The 14347-nt window shown below is 48.8% G+C and carries 11 protein-coding genes and 1 tRNA gene; all 12 read right to left on the bottom strand.

All coding sequences use genetic code 11. From position 1 onward, the window contains the following. Positions 1 to 46 precede the first annotated feature (46 nt). Entirely contained in the window at positions 47 to 1198 is a 1152-nt protein-coding gene (locus tag A1sIIA65_RS02900) for a branched-chain amino acid ABC transporter substrate-binding protein (protein ID WP_095676093.1), read from the bottom strand. 170 nt (positions 1199 to 1368) lie between these two features. Continuing rightward, positions 1369 to 1968: an ANTAR domain-containing response regulator gene (locus A1sIIA65_RS02895; RefSeq protein WP_095676092.1), complete on the bottom strand. Its 600-nt coding sequence runs from the start codon at positions 1966 to 1968 to the stop codon at positions 1369 to 1371. A 1-nt stretch (position 1969) separates the two neighbouring features. Continuing rightward, positions 1970 to 2042 (bottom strand) — tRNA-Leu (locus tag A1sIIA65_RS02890). A 56-nt stretch (positions 2043 to 2098) separates the two neighbouring features. Then, the gene (pyk, locus tag A1sIIA65_RS02885) at positions 2099 to 3538 is read right to left on the bottom strand and encodes a pyruvate kinase (RefSeq protein ID WP_095676091.1); all 1440 of its coding nucleotides are present in this window, start codon (positions 3536 to 3538) and stop codon (positions 2099 to 2101) included. Between the two features lie 54 nt (positions 3539 to 3592). Next, positions 3593 to 5047 carry a glutamate synthase subunit beta gene (locus A1sIIA65_RS02880; RefSeq protein ID WP_095676090.1) on the bottom strand — a complete coding sequence of 485 codons (1455 nt, stop codon included), beginning with the start codon at positions 5045 to 5047 and terminating at the stop codon, positions 3593 to 3595. Further along, complete coding sequence (gene gltB / locus A1sIIA65_RS02875) at positions 5040 to 9557, bottom strand: glutamate synthase large subunit (protein ID WP_095676089.1); 4518 nt, start codon at positions 9555 to 9557, stop codon at positions 5040 to 5042. The genes A1sIIA65_RS02880 and gltB overlap by 8 nt, the downstream gene beginning before the upstream one ends. Positions 9558 to 9668: 111 nt before the next feature. Beyond that, the gene (locus A1sIIA65_RS02870; RefSeq protein WP_095676088.1) at positions 9669 to 10382 is read right to left on the bottom strand and encodes a VIT1/CCC1 transporter family protein; all 714 of its coding nucleotides are present in this window, start codon (positions 10380 to 10382) and stop codon (positions 9669 to 9671) included. Positions 10383 to 10391: 9 nt separating this feature from the next. After that, positions 10392 to 11198 (bottom strand): prolipoprotein diacylglyceryl transferase, encoded by an 807-nt coding sequence (lgt, locus tag A1sIIA65_RS02865; RefSeq protein WP_095676087.1) that lies wholly within the window; start codon positions 11196 to 11198, stop codon positions 10392 to 10394. A gap of 2 nt (positions 11199 to 11200) precedes the next feature. Continuing rightward, positions 11201 to 11872 carry a DsbA family protein gene (locus A1sIIA65_RS02860; RefSeq protein ID WP_095676086.1) on the bottom strand — a complete coding sequence of 224 codons (672 nt, stop codon included), beginning with the start codon at positions 11870 to 11872 and terminating at the stop codon, positions 11201 to 11203. Beyond that, a complete protein-coding gene (locus tag A1sIIA65_RS02855; RefSeq protein WP_095676085.1) occupies positions 11865 to 12353 on the bottom strand; it encodes a MauE/DoxX family redox-associated membrane protein in 489 nt (162 codons plus the stop codon). The genes A1sIIA65_RS02860 and A1sIIA65_RS02855 overlap by 8 nt, the downstream gene beginning before the upstream one ends. After that, entirely contained in the window at positions 12350 to 13153 is an 804-nt protein-coding gene (gene trpA / locus A1sIIA65_RS02850; RefSeq protein ID WP_095676084.1) for a tryptophan synthase subunit alpha, read from the bottom strand. Before trpA ends, A1sIIA65_RS02855 begins: the two co-directional genes overlap by 4 nt. Beyond that, positions 13154 to 14347 (bottom strand): tryptophan synthase subunit beta, encoded by a 1194-nt coding sequence (trpB, locus tag A1sIIA65_RS02845; RefSeq protein WP_095676083.1) that lies wholly within the window; start codon positions 14345 to 14347, stop codon positions 13154 to 13156.

Genomic DNA, 14347 nt, shown 5'->3' with positions numbered 1-14347 from the left:
GCCACTCCCTACTACATATTGAAAGTGTTACTAGATGCAGTGCTTATTAAGCAATTGCGTCGTAGACGATCTTTCCGTTCTTTACGAGGTAACCACCCACGTCAGCTCCACCGATGATGTCTCCATAACGGTTGAACTTGATTGATGATCCGCCTGCACCCTTGAAGGTTTGGCTGTTAACGCATAGCTGAATCGCTGGGCGAGTTAGCTTGCCCTGTTCGATACAAGTGATGAACACCTGTGCTGCGTTGTATGCAGTTGCTGAGTAGAGACCAGGAACCTTTACGCCTGTGATCTTCTGGAATGAAGCAAGTTCTGCTGCAGTTAGAAGTGAGTCGAAAGGAACATCTGCTGCTGTGAGGCGAACGCCGTCAGCTGCCTTACCTGCTAGATCTGGGAAGTCTGATGTGTTAACACCATCTCCAGCTGCAAGGATACCTGTGTATCCACCATCGCGAAGAGCCTTGAAGAACTTCGCTGCTTCTACTGTGTAACCACCGTAGATAACAACGTTAGCGCCTGAAGCCTTGACCTTTGATGCTACTGAAGTCCAGTCAGCAGTTCCGCGTGGAACTGAATCTGTACCTGCAACACCGATCTTCTTAGCTGGAGCCATTGCGTACTTGATGAGACCTGCGCCGTATGTGGTCTGGTCATCAACGAGGTAGATCTTTGGTGATGAGACACCCTTAGTTGCATAGCGAACTAGAGCTGGTGCCTGGAAACCATCGTGAGCTACAACGCGGTGGAAGACTGGGAATCCACGGTCTGGAGCCTTTGGATCTGTTAGTGATACAGCTGATGCTGAAGGTGCGACCATTGTGAGGCCAGCAGCCTTGTATGCAGGGAATGAGTTACGTGCTTCACCAGAACATGATGTTCCGATAACGCCGATAACTGCCTTGTTAGCAGCAACACCAGGAGCGATGTTTGCAGCAACTGTTCCGTCGCACTGTGAGTCAGCCTTGATAAGTGTGATCTTTACAGCTGGGTTCTTTGCGTTGTAAAGCGCAATTGCCCACTCTGCACCAGGGAATTGATCCTGGCCGAGCTGTGCATCAGGACCTGTTAGTGGACCCTGGAATGCGAGTGTTACATTCTTCTTCGCTGCTGCATTTGCTGGAGCTGTTGCAACTACGCCAAGAGCGAGAGTTGTAGCAGCAGCAATAGCAAGAGCGCTGATGAGCTTCTTGTTCATGTATTGCCTTCCTGTTTTTTCATGCTTGTGTCCCGGGACAGGGAGGTGAGAAGAGTAATGCTCAACCCCTAGTTGAGACAAGGTGTAATTGCCCGAAATACGGCGTGGGAGGTTACTTTTGCATCACGAAATTAGGTGATTTTCCTGTGGCTCATATTTGCTAGGACGAGCTACTTATCCAGGGCGGCCTCAGGGGAAATGACGGCTTGGGCGACCTCTTTCATGGTCAGGCGGCGGTCCATTGCAGCCCTTTGAATCCAAGAAAATGCTTCTGGCTCTGAAAGGTTTAGCGCCTTCATCAAAATCCCTTTGGCTCGATCAATAATTTTTCGAGTCTCAAGTCGTTCATGGAGATCGGCAACCTCTTCGGCAAGTGATTTCATCTGAGTATGTCGGCTAATTGCAATTTCAATAGCAGGAACCAAATCTCCGATAGTAAATGGCTTCACAACATATGCCATCACACCAGCATCACGTGCGCGATCAATAAGTTCTTTCTGGCTAAATGCTGTCAACATCAGAACTGGAGCAATCGAGATGATTTTCTCAGCTGCAGAAATTCCATCGAGGACTGGCATCTTCACATCAAGGATTGCTAAATCTGGTCTATGTTCTGTTGCAAGTGCGATTGCCTCTTCACCATTGGTCGCTTGTGCGATGACTTCATAACCAGCTTCTTGCAACATCTCAACAAGATCCATACGAATGAGCGCTTCATCCTCGGCAACAAGGATTCGCACAGGTGCGCTCTGCGTGGATTCTTTACTCATGTGCCTCGAGTCGGATTCGAACCGACACTATGCAGTGTTTGAGACTGCCCTCTCTACCGTTGGAGTACCGAGGCGTACTCCCCTATCGTATTAGAAGAGAGGAGTTAGGCGAAACGAGAGAGCTTGTGGATTAGCGGTATGCAGCGACAACGCCATTAACGGCATCGCCAACCTTGTGCACGCGCATCGCATTGGTCGAACCTGGAATTCCAGGAGGTGAGCCAGCAACGATCATGACGAGTTCACCAATCTCTGCGCGCTTACCTTCAATCAGCATCTTGTCAGCCTGCAACACCATCTCATCGGTGTGTTTGACCATAGGAGTAATCAGCGGCTCGACTCCCCATGAGAGAGCTAAGCGGTTATAGGTGCCCTCTTCAGGAGTAATTGCAAGAATTGGAATAGGAGAGCGCAGACGAGAAATACGTCGCGCTGAATCACCCGATTGCGTAAAGGTCACAAGGAACTTCGCGCCCACGATAAGACCCACTTCAGCTGCTGCCTTAGTGATTGCTCCACCTTTAGTACGTGGATTAGTCATCAATGGACGAATGCGATCAAGGCCAAGTTCTTCGGTGCGCTCAATGATGCGAGCCATTGTTTCTACAGCCTGAATTGCAAACTCTCCGACTGATGTCTCACCTGAGAGCATGAGTGCGTCTGCGCCATCAAGAACAGCGTTGGCGCAATCTGTCGCCTCTGCGCGCGTAGGTGATGAATTGGTAATCATGGAATCAAGCATCTGTGTTGCAACAATGACTGGCTTTGCAGCATCGCGAGAGAGTTCAATACAGCGCTTTTGAACCATAGGAACATCTTCAATAGGTAGTTCGACCCCGAGGTCGCCACGAGCGACCATGATGCCATCAAATGCTGCAACGATCTCAACAAGGTTCTCAACAGCCTGAGGCTTCTCAATCTTTGCAATGACAGGAACGCGAATTCCCACTTCATCCATGATGGCGTGAACATCTTTGACATCTGCAGCATTTCGGACAAATGAGAGTGCGATGAAATCGGCGCCTGCTCGCAGCCCCCAACGAAGATCATCTTCATCTTTTTTAGACATCGCAGGAACAGAGACTGCAACGCCCGGAAGGTTAATTCCCTTATTGTTGCTGACCGTACCTGGCTGGATACATTTGGTGATGACATCATTGCCCTTGACCTCAATCACTTCAACAGTAACTTTTCCATCATCGATCAAAATGCGATCTCCAGCTTTGCAATCTCCTGGAAGACCTTTATATGTCGTACCAACGCGCTCCTTCGTTCCAGAGATTTCATCGGTAGTAATGGTGAAAATATCGCCACGAGATAGATCGTGAGGACCATTTTCAAAGCGGCCAAGGCGAATCTTTGGCCCTTGAAGATCAACAAGGATTGCAACAGCTTTACCCGCAGCTTTGGCAGCAGATCGCACGGCATCGAGGCGTGCTTGATGTTCTTCATATCCGCCATGGGAAAGATTCAGGCGCGCCATATTCATACCCGCTGCAATGAGCTCCTTGACCTTCTCTGGAGATTCAACAGCTGGACCCATAGTGCAAACAATTTTGGCGCGACGCATGGCATTACCTTATCTCTGGTTGATGTGTACTTACGAGTGTGAAACCGATGTATCTCACACCATGAGCGAACGAGTTGTTGGCTCGATCGGTGAATGTAGTTGTGTCTCCCCTGATAAGTATCTATCCACAGCAGCAGCCGCAGAACGACCTTCAGCGATTGCCCAGACAATCAGAGATTGACCGCGACCAACATCGCCTGCCACGAAGATTCCCTCTTCAGTGCTCTGGAAGTTCTCATCTCGTTTGATATTGCCGCGATCATCAAGTTCGACCTCAAGTTGCTCAATAAGTGCTGACTTCTCAGGACCTGTAAAGCCCATCGCAAGGAAGACGAAATCGGCTGGAAGTTCTTTCTCTGTTCCTGGAATTGGCTCGAACTTTCCATTCTCAAACTTAGTTTCCACAATCTTGAGCGCTTTGAGATTGCCTTTGCCATCGCCTATAAATTCTTGTGTACTGACAGAGAACATGCGGTTATCGAGCTCTTCGTGCGCACTCGAGACGCGATAAATCATTGGATAGGTTGGCCATGGCTGTGATGTTGGGCGCTCATCCGTTGGACGAGGCATGATCTCAAGTTGAGTAACACTTGCAGCACCTTGGCGCACAGATGTTCCAAGGCAATCTGCACCAGTATCTCCACCACCAAGGATGATGACGTGTTTGCCTGCAACATTAATTCCGGGAACTTCTACCTCACCGAGAGCCTGCTTATTGCCCCATGGCAAAAACTCCATCGCTTGATAGATGCCAATGTTTTCACGACCAGGAATTGGTAGCTCGCGCCATTGCGTTGCACCAATTGCTAGAACAACTGCATCGTATCTAGCGCGTAGATCAGATCCTGTGATTTCAACGCCAACGTTAACGCCTGGGCGAAAACGAGTTCCTTCTTGCTCCATCTGAGCAAGGCGGCGATCAACGATGTGCTTCTCCATCTTAAATTCAGGAATTCCGTAGCGAAGAAGTCCGCCAATCTTTTCAGCGCGCTCATAGACAGCAACTGTGTGTCCAGCACGAGTGAGCTGTTGCGCGGCAGCAAGTCCTGCTGGACCTGAACCAATCACAGCAACTGTCTTGCCCGATAGACGATCTGGAGCAAGTGGCTTCACATTATTGGCATCAAATGCCTCTTCAATAGTGCGAAGTTCAATCTGTTTAATGGTGACTGCATCACGGTTAATTCCCACAACACACGCTGTCTCACATGGAGCAGGACAGAGGCGCCCTGTGAACTCAGGGAAGTTATTGGTTGCATGGAGGCGATCAATTGCTTCCTCTTTATCTCCACGGAAGATGAGGTCATTCCACTCTGGAATCAAGTTGCCGAGTGGGCATCCGTTATGACAGAAAGGAATTCCGCAATCCATGCAACGACCTGCTTGCTTCTGTAGGTGTTCAAAAGATTGTGGTTCATAGACTTCGCGCCAATCTTGGATGCGCACATCAACGGGACGTCGCTGAGGAGTCTCGCGAGGAGTTGTCATAAATCCTTTTGGATCAGCCATTTGCTGCTACCTCCATAATGTATTCATCCACGGGCAAACCTTCTCTGGTTGCTCGCTCAATTGCACCTAAGACCTTCGCGTAATCACGCGGCATAATAAGTGAGAATCGAGAAATCTCGTTATCCCAATCTGCAAGGAGTGCTGCGGCAACTTCTGAACCTGTCTCGACATGGAAGGAAGAGACAACAGACCTGAGATTCTCGCGTTGATCTGCGGGAACGGCGAGAATATCTACCATCTCAGCATTCACAACAGCGGTATTGAGATCGAGAACAAAGGCGCGACCACCTGACATACCTGCTGCAATATTTCGCCCAGTTGGTCCGAGGATGACCACGGTTCCACCTGTCATATATTCAAGAGCGTGATCGCCAACGCCTTCAACGACTGCAATAGCACCTGAGTTACGCACACAGAAGCGCTCACCTGCAAGACCTCGAATAAAGATATCTCCTGATGTTGCGCCATAACCAATGACGTTACCGGCAATCACGTTGAGCTCTGACTTAAAGCTTGCCTTTTCATCTGGACGAACAACTACACGTCCGCCAGAGATTCCCTTACCTACATAATCATTTGCATCACCGTAGAGTCGAAGAGTGAGGCCTTGAGGAATAAATGCACCGAGTGATTGACCTGCAGAGCCATGAAGAGTGACATCGATAGTTCCGACTGGAAGACCTGGTGATCCATAGCGACGAGTAACTTCTGCGCCCAACATTGTTCCGACTGTGCGGTTGACGTTGCGAATAGGAAGATCGATACGAACAGGTTCTTGCTTTTCTAGTGCAGCCTTAGAAAGTTCAATCAATTTATTATCGAGTGCTGCAGCAAGTCCATGATCCTGCTGTGTGGTGTTGTGCAATGGTGAATCAACATCTGGGCGCACAAGAAGTGGTGAAAGATCTAAACCGCTCGCCTTCCAGTGATTGACTGCATCGCGAGTATCGAGATACTCCACATGGCCAATTGCTTCAAGAAGTGTGCGGAATCCAAGCGATGCCAAGATTTCACGGACTTCCTCTGCGATGTACTCAAAGAATGTCTCAACGAATTCAGGCTTTCCAGTGAACTTCTTACGTAGCTCTGGATTCTGTGTTGCAACGCCCACAGGACATGTATCCAAGTGGCAGACGCGCATCATGATGCAGCCTGAGACAACCAGTGGCGCAGTTGCAAATCCATATTCTTCAGCACCGAGAAGGGCAGCAATAACAACATCGCGACCAGTCTTGAGTTGACCATCTGCTTGAACAACGATGCGATCACGCAAATTATTGAGTAGAAGTGTCTGTTGAGTCTCCGCAAGGCCAAGCTCCCATGGGGCGCCAGCATGCTTGAGTGATGTTAAAGGTGATGCACCAGTTCCACCATCGTGGCCTGAAATAAGAACAACATCGGCATGTGCCTTAGAGACACCAGCTGCAACAGTTCCAACACCTACTTCTGCAACAAGCTTGACGTGAACTCGCGCATCCTTATTTGCATTCTTCAAATCGTGGATGAGCTGTGCAAGATCTTCAATTGAGTAAATATCGTGGTGAGGCGGCGGTGAGATCAGACCAACGCCAGGTGTGGAGTAGCGCGCCTTAGCAATCCATGGATAGACCTTGAAGCCAGGAAGTTGTCCACCTTCACCAGGCTTGGCGCCTTGGGCCACCTTGATCTGAATATCTGTTGCATTAATAAGGTAATTACTTGTTACGCCAAAGCGACCTGATGCAACTTGCTTGATAGCACTCTTCTTTGAATCACCATTTGCCATCGGAAGATAACGAGACTCATCTTCTCCGCCTTCACCGGTATTGGACTTTGCACCAAGACGGTTCATTGCGATTGCGAGGGTCTCGTGTACTTCTTGAGAGACAGAGCCGTATGACATCGCACCGGTTGAGAAACGCTTCACAATCTCTGAAATTGGCTCCACTTCATCAAGGGAGATGGCAGGGCGTTCGCCCTCCTTAAATTGGAAGAGTCCGCGCAGAGTCATCAAATCCTTGCTCTGATCATTGACCTTATCTGTGTAACGCTTGAAGATGTCATAACGCTTATTGCGCGTTGAGTGCTGAAGTGCAAAGACAGTCTCAGGGTTGAAAAGGTGCGGTTCTCCATCACGGCGCCATTGGTATTCGCCACCGACAGCTAGTCGCTTAGCACCTGGAATCTCTCCCCCAACAGGATATGCAAAATGGTGGCGCTTAATGGTCTCTTCTGCAATGACATCAAGATCAACGCCGCCAAGACGTGATGTTGTTCCAACAAAGAACTCATCGACAACATCTTGAGCAATACCGATTGCTTCAAATACTTGGGCTCCCGTATAAGAAGCAATTGTTGAAATGCCCATCTTCGACATCACCTTGAGAACTCCCTTACCGAGAGCCTTAATGACGTTACGAACAGCCTTCTCTGGAGCAATTCCCGTAATGACACCCTGGTTCACGAGATCTTCTGCAGTTTCCATCACGAGGTATGGATTTACAGCAGCTGCTCCATAACCGATAAGGAGAGCGACATGATGCACTTCGCGAACATCGCCTGCTTCAACAACAAGACCGACCTTTGTTCGAGTCTTTTCGCGAATAAGGTGGTGGTGAACAGCTGCTGTAAGTAGCAGTGATGGAATTGGACAATCTTCTGCATCACCGTCGCGGTCAGAGAGAACAATGATGTGTGCACCCTTTGCAATCGCATCAGAGACCTCACGCTTGATCTCCTCAAGGCGAGCACGCAGAGTGTTTCCATCACCGGTTACCGGGAAGAGTCCGCGAACGACATATGCCTCAAGTTCTGGATAATCATCATCGGCATTGACGTGAATAATCTTTGCAAGTTCATCATTATCGATGACAGGAAAAGCCAGTGATATCTGTTTACAGGATTCAGGACCTGGATCGAGCAAGTTGTGCTCTGGACCGAGTGATCCACCGAGACTTGTCACAAGCTCCTCACGAATTGCATCCAGTGGTGGATTGGTGACTTGCGCAAAGAGTTGTGAGAAGTAATCAAAGAGTAGACGTGGTTTGCCTGAGAGAGCTGCGATAGGAGTATCAGTTCCCATAGAACCGAGCGCTTCTCCCCCACCTTTTGCCATTGGAGTCACAATGATTTTGATTTCTTCTTCTGTGTAACCAAAAGCCTTTTGACGACGGATAACAGATTTGTGTGGATAGACGATGTGCTCACGTGATGGAAGATCAGAGAGCTTGATCATTCCATCTTTAAGCCATGTGCCATAAGGCGCAGCATCAGCTAGCGAATCTTTAATCTCGTCATCTTCAATGATGCGCCCTGCTTCGATATCGACCAAGAACATCTTTCCTGGTTGAAGTCTTCCTTTTCGAACAATCTTCTCTGCAGGAAAATCAAGTACTCCCACTTCGGATGCAAGAACGACGAGGCCATCATCTGTCACCCAAAAACGTGAAGGGCGAAGTCCATTGCGATCTAGAACAGCACCAACCTGATGTCCATCGGTAAATGTCACACAGGCAGGACCATCCCAAGGCTCCATCAACGATGCGTGGAATGCATAAAAGTCACGACGCTTCTGTGACATCGTCGCATGGTTCTCCCATGCTTCAGGAATCATCATCAATACTGCGTGTGGCAATGAGCGTCCACCAAGATAGAGAAGTTCAAGTACTTCATCAAAGGATGCTGAGTCAGAGCCAGACATTTCAACGATTGGGAAGAGGCGCTTTAAATCTCCACCGATGAGATCACTTTCAAGAAGTGATTCACGAGCACGCATCCAGTTGCGATTTCCCTTTACTGTATTGATTTCACCGTTATGTGCGATGAAGCGATATGGGTGGGCAAGTGGCCATGAAGGGAATGTATTTGTTGAAAAGCGTGAGTGCACGAGTGCAAGAGGTGAGACAACGCGCTCATCACTGAGATCTGGGAAGAATTCCTCCAGCTGGCCTGTTGTAAGCATTCCCTTATAGACAATTGTCTGTGAAGACAGAGATGAGAAGTAGAGATCAAGTGAGTGCTCTGCGCGCTTACGCAGTGCAAAGGTAAGACGATCGAGTCCAATTCCAGATTCATTCTTAACGCCCGCTACAAAGAGCTGCTTGAACTGCGGCATGACAGAGAGTGCAGTCTTACCAAGGGAAGTTGAGTTGACCGGAAGATCACGCCATCCAAGAACTGTCAGGCCTTCTTCTTTAGCAAGCTTTTCAATCTCTGCGGTAACAGTGACGCCTTGTGCAATAAATGCAATGCCTGTTGCATAAGAGCCTTCTGCAGGTAATTCAAAGGTAGTTTCTGCGCGATAGAAAGCATCAGGAACGCGAATAAGAATTCCAGCACCATCTCCTGAATCAGGTTCAGCTCCTGATGCACCACGGTGCTCGAGATTACGAAGAGCTGTAAGTGCCTTCTCTACAATTTCATGTGTGGCTACTTTATTAAGGGTGGCCACCATCGCGACGCCGCATGCATCATGTTCATTTGCAGGATCGTAGAGACCCTGTGCTGCGGGATAGTTCGATGAGAGTGCCATTACCCGTTGTCCTTTTTCTTAATTCTTGATTTTGCAATTAAGGGGACAACCTTGGCCCGGTGTAGCTGGTGAAACGATTAGTCAGTGTGGAAAGGGTAGCAAGGGGGTGCTTTAGATGCCACTCACATGCAAGAGCTGACCAATTCCAGCGGTGATTGCCATTCCGAGGCAGCCGCCTGCGATCACGCGCAAGGTTGGGATTAGGAGCTTTGAGCCTGCAGTTTTGGCGCTAATCATTCCTGTGAAAACCAACCCAATCACGGTAAAGGCAACGATTGTCCAGGCCGCTTTCCCATCTGTAGCAGCAAATGCTCCAACGAAAGGAATGAGGCCACCTGCTGTGAAGGCACAGGCAGATGCAATCGCTGCTTGCACAGGACGCGCCTTGGTATGCGGGTGCTGACCAAGCTCATCACGCAGATGAGCTTCAAGTGGATCCTTAGCATGCATTGTGGCAGCAACCTGCGTCGCTAACTCTCGGGTTAATCCACGGTTGATGTAAATCTCAATGAGCTCTTCCAGTTCACCATCGGGATCGATTGCAAGGTGTTCCATCTCAAGGAGTCGATCAGATTCTTCAATATCATTTTGTGAACGCACTGAAACATATTCACCGACTGCCATCGACATCGCACCAGCTGCAATTCCTGCGGCACCTGCTGTAATCAAGAATCCATGATCGCCTGACTTTGCAGCTGCAACACCAATCATCAAGCTTGCTGTTGAGACGAGGCCATCGTTTGCACCAAGGACTGCAGCGCGCAGCCAACCAGCACGATGAGTGCGGTGATGCAGATTGCGACGATAGACATCTTCCAGAGCCATATTTATAGCCTACCGCTTTGAGCGAGAATATCGACTTAAGGCGAGCACACCAGCTGCAACAAGTATGAGTGAGACATATTGATTTAGACGCAGACCAGCAAATATATGGGCTTGGTCGATGCGCAATCCCTCAATAAAGAATCGTCCAGCGCTATAGCCTGCAACATAGAGAGAGAAAATCGCTCCCCCGGATAACTTTGGCGTCATATAAATCAAGGTCAGCGCAATAACGATGCACCACAATGATTCATAGAGAAATGTGGGATGGAATGTTTCAAACTCTTCAAAACCGACGGGTCTTAACCGAACTGGAATGGAGAGCGCCCATGGAGCATCAAGTGGCTTTCCGAAGAGTTCGCCATTAAACCAATTTCCCCAACGCCCAATCGCTTGAGCAAGTGCAAGCCCTGGAGCAAGTGCACCGGCAAAGTGAGAAAAATGCGGAAGTGATCTACTGGCGCCAATCCTCTTATAAGAAATGTATGCCCCGAAGGTACCTAAGGCTATTGCGCCCCAAATACCTAAGCCGCCCTTCCAAATCTTGAAGATATCGACAACATCTGCACCACTACCGAAATACTGTTCCGGTGATGTGAGCACGTGATAGATGCGCCCACCGATAACTCCAGCAGGAACTGCAACTATTGCAACATCTGCAACCACACCATCGACTCCATCGTGTGCACGGGTGAATCGACGATTGCCTAACCAGATCGCTAAAGCAACTCCAGCAATAATGCAGAGCGCATAGAAATGGATAGTCAGCGGTCCAATTTCAACTGCCGAGGTTGTCGGAGTTGGAATTGAAAGAAGCATCCTTATCCGCGCTCTACAGCTGCTTTGAACTTATCGGCGTTGAAGTATTCATTCTGGCGATTGATCTCTTTGCCATTGATGAAGACTGTAGGAGTTGAGTTCACATTTGCCTTAGCACCTGCAGCTGCTGCATTAGAGACCCAGCCCTGGTAATCCATGTTATTAACACATGAAGTAAAGGACTTAGAGGTAATGCCAGCTACCTGACCGAGAATTCCTAAGACATCGTTAGACCACACACCTGTATTTTCTGCAGGCTGATTGGCATAGAGAGCGCGGTGATAACCAAGGAACTTTCCTTCATCAGCAGAACATGCTGCTGCATTTGCAGCGTTAACTGACTCAGGTCCTAAGAATGAGAGCGTGTGATAGACAACTGTCGCCTTCTTGGCGGTAATCAAAGATTCAATGTAATCGCCCTGGAGTTGTTCAAACTGCGCGCACACTGGGCATTGGAAATCTTCGTAAATTTCAATCACTGGAACACCTGTGAGCTCTTCATTGAAGACGATTCCATATCCGCGATCTGCAGAGACACTTGCCGGAACCTTTGCAGAGGTATCTGTCTGCTTAGAGAGAAGGGTTGGTACCAACATGATGAGAAGAACACCTACAACCACCGCAATGACGATATTGCGTGTGAAGTTATCTTTCCCTGGTTTCTGATTAGCCATTATTGCCTTCTCCTAGTTCGGTTGCAGTTTTCGGTTTCTTATCGAGCCCAATTTTAGTATGCGGGAAGAGAGTTAGATATATCGCTAGCAATGTCAGACCTGTGTCGCGCAGAAGCGGAGTTACGTAATCTGCCTCACCAGGGGCAACCTGTCCCCCGCCACCGAAGCAGCCACAATCGATTGAGAGCCCACGCGCCCACGCCTGTGAAATTCCGATTATGAAGGCGAACATAAGTAATCCACTTAACAATGCAGCGATGCGGGTAGATGCACCTAAGACAAGCAGGATTCCAATTGCTAATTCAAAGAATGGAAGGAAGATACCCATGAAATTTGCTAGCGGTATCGGGAGAAGCTCATAGGCACGAACTGCCATTTGAGATTTATCTAGCTCATCAAACTTTAGGTATCCAGCAACAATGAGAGTTCCGCCAAGAATAAGACGAGCCACAAGGCCAACCCACGGTAAATATTTTCTCATCGTCCTTCACGTACTCCTAGCGCTAATTGAGATGCGAGTTCTTTAACAGCTGTTAAGCCTGTTGCTTCATCCGGAGCATCCAGTATGGCTTTGATAAATGCAGAGCCCACAATAACGCCATCGGCATAGCCGGCAACACCTTTTGCTTGTTCCCGCGTTGATACGCCAAGGCCCACAGCAATGGGTAGTTTCGTTGTTGTGCGAATGCGTGCAACAAGATCTGGGGCACCGGATGAGACTGAGGTACGAGTGCCTGTAACACCCATCAAACTTGCGGCATAGACAAATCCACTACATCGCGAAGTTACCTGCGGAAGTCTGGAATCGGTAGTACTCGGTGCAACAACATAGATGGGATTGATTCCTATCTTCTCCACTGCCTCTTTCCACGATGCAGATTCTTCAATGGTCAGATCCGGAGTAATGACCCCTGATCCCCCATTATCTGAAATCGATTGTGCGAATTTCTCGACTCCATACTTTTCAATGGGGTTCCAATACGTCATCACAACGGCTGCAACGCCAGCATCGGTAGCTACTTTGAGCGCTTCAAAAACTTCCTTCGCCCCAGTTCCCTGTGCCAATGATTGATCTGCAGCCGCTTGAATTGTCGGTCCATCCATCACAGGATCGCTATAAGGAAAACCGATTTCAATCGCATCAACGCCGCCATCGACAAATGCTTGAATAACTTTCTTGCAACCTTCAATACTGGGAAATCCTGCTGGGATATAGGCAATCAGCGCCGCGCGATTTTCAGCACGAGTCTTTACAAAGAGATCATCCAGCGGAGTTGTCATTTAGAGGGGAATTCCAAAGTACTGCGCTGCAGTCTGCACATCTTTATCTCCACGACCTGAAAGGTTGATGAGGATAATGGCATCTTTACCTAATTCATTTCCCACTTGCATAGCTCCTGCCAATGCATGAGCTGTTTCAATCGCAGGGATAATTCCTTCAGTTTTTGAAAGTAGAGCAAATGCATGCATCGCTTGAGCATCAGTGATTCCACGATATTCAGCGCGTCCGATGTCGTGCAGATATGCATGCTCAGGTCCAACACCTGGGTAATCAAGTCCTGCTGAGATTGAGTGCGACTCGATTGTCTGACCATTGGCATCTTGAAGAACATAGGTGCGATTTCCATGAAGCACTCCTGGTGATCCACCTGAAATAGAGGCAGCATGGCGACCGGTTTCAACGCCATCTCCTGCTGCTTCAAGTCCAATCAATCGCACAGATGGATCTGAGATAAATCGATGGAAAATTCCAATTGCATTTGAGCCACCACCAACGCAGGCAAGCACAGCATCAGGAAGTCGACCCGTCAGAGCCAACACTTGTTCGCGAGATTCTTCACCAATAATTTTATGGAAATCACGGACCATGGATGGGAATGGATGAGGTCCTGCAACAGTGCCAAGTAGGTAATGTGTTGTCTCCACATTGGTTACCCAGTCACGCATCGCTTCATTAATTGCATCTTTGAGTGTGCGAGAGCCTGACGTCACGGGAACAACTTCTGCGCCCAATAACTTCATACGAGCAACGTTGAGTGATTGGCGCTTTGTATCTTCCTCGCCCATATAGACAACACACTCAAGACCCATCAGCGCTGCAGCCGTTGCAGAGGCAACGCCATGCTGACCTGCACCAGTTTCGGCGATGATGCGCTTCTTACCCATTCGCTTGGTCAGAAGCGCCTGACCTAAAACATTATTAATCTTATGACTGCCTGTGTGGTTGAGATCTTCACGCTTGAGAAGTATGCGCGCTCCGCCTGCATGTTCGGCAAATCGCTTTGCCTCAGTGATGATGCTTGGACGACCGGTATAAGTGCGATGAAGTTCAGCTAACTCTGCAATGAACGTTGGATCTGTCAGCGCCTTAATGCGAATCGCATCAAGCTCTTCGAGCGCGCCAATCAACGCTTCAGGAACGAAGCGACCTCCATAGGGGCCAAAGTGCCCTGCGAGATCATCGACAGTAGTCAT

Origin of the sequence: Candidatus Planktophila dulcis (assembly GCF_002288225.1) — a bacterium.
In the GTDB taxonomy this organism is placed as follows: domain Bacteria; phylum Actinomycetota; class Actinomycetes; order Nanopelagicales; family Nanopelagicaceae; genus Planktophila; species Planktophila dulcis.
This window is presented reverse-complemented; position numbering and strand designations above follow the sequence as displayed.

Excerpts from the sequence above, each read along its gene's own strand:
- A1sIIA65_RS02900 (WP_095676093.1), bottom strand. The coding sequence starts at position 1,198 with ATGAACAAGAAGCTCATCAGCGCTCTTGCTATTGCTGCTGCTACAACT.
- A1sIIA65_RS02895 (WP_095676092.1), bottom strand. The coding sequence starts at position 1,968 with ATGAGTAAAGAATCCACGCAGAGCGCACCTGTGCGAATCCTTGTTGCC.
- pyk (WP_095676091.1), bottom strand. The coding sequence starts at position 3,538 with ATGCGTCGCGCCAAAATTGTTTGCACTATGGGTCCAGCTGTTGAATCT.
- A1sIIA65_RS02880 (WP_095676090.1), bottom strand. The coding sequence starts at position 5,047 with ATGGCTGATCCAAAAGGATTTATGACAACTCCTCGCGAGACTCCTCAG.
- gltB (WP_095676089.1), bottom strand. The coding sequence starts at position 9,557 with ATGGCACTCTCATCGAACTATCCCGCAGCACAGGGTCTCTACGATCCT.
- A1sIIA65_RS02870 (WP_095676088.1), bottom strand. The coding sequence starts at position 10,382 with ATGGCTCTGGAAGATGTCTATCGTCGCAATCTGCATCACCGCACTCAT.
- lgt (WP_095676087.1), bottom strand. The coding sequence starts at position 11,198 with ATGCTTCTTTCAATTCCAACTCCGACAACCTCGGCAGTTGAAATTGGA.
- A1sIIA65_RS02860 (WP_095676086.1), bottom strand. The coding sequence starts at position 11,872 with ATGGCTAATCAGAAACCAGGGAAAGATAACTTCACACGCAATATCGTC.
- A1sIIA65_RS02855 (WP_095676085.1), bottom strand. The coding sequence starts at position 12,353 with ATGAGAAAATATTTACCGTGGGTTGGCCTTGTGGCTCGTCTTATTCTT.
- trpA (WP_095676084.1), bottom strand. The coding sequence starts at position 13,153 with ATGACAACTCCGCTGGATGATCTCTTTGTAAAGACTCGTGCTGAAAAT.
- trpB (WP_095676083.1), bottom strand. The coding sequence starts at position 14,347 with ATGACTACTGTCGATGATCTCGCAGGGCACTTTGGCCCCTATGGAGGT.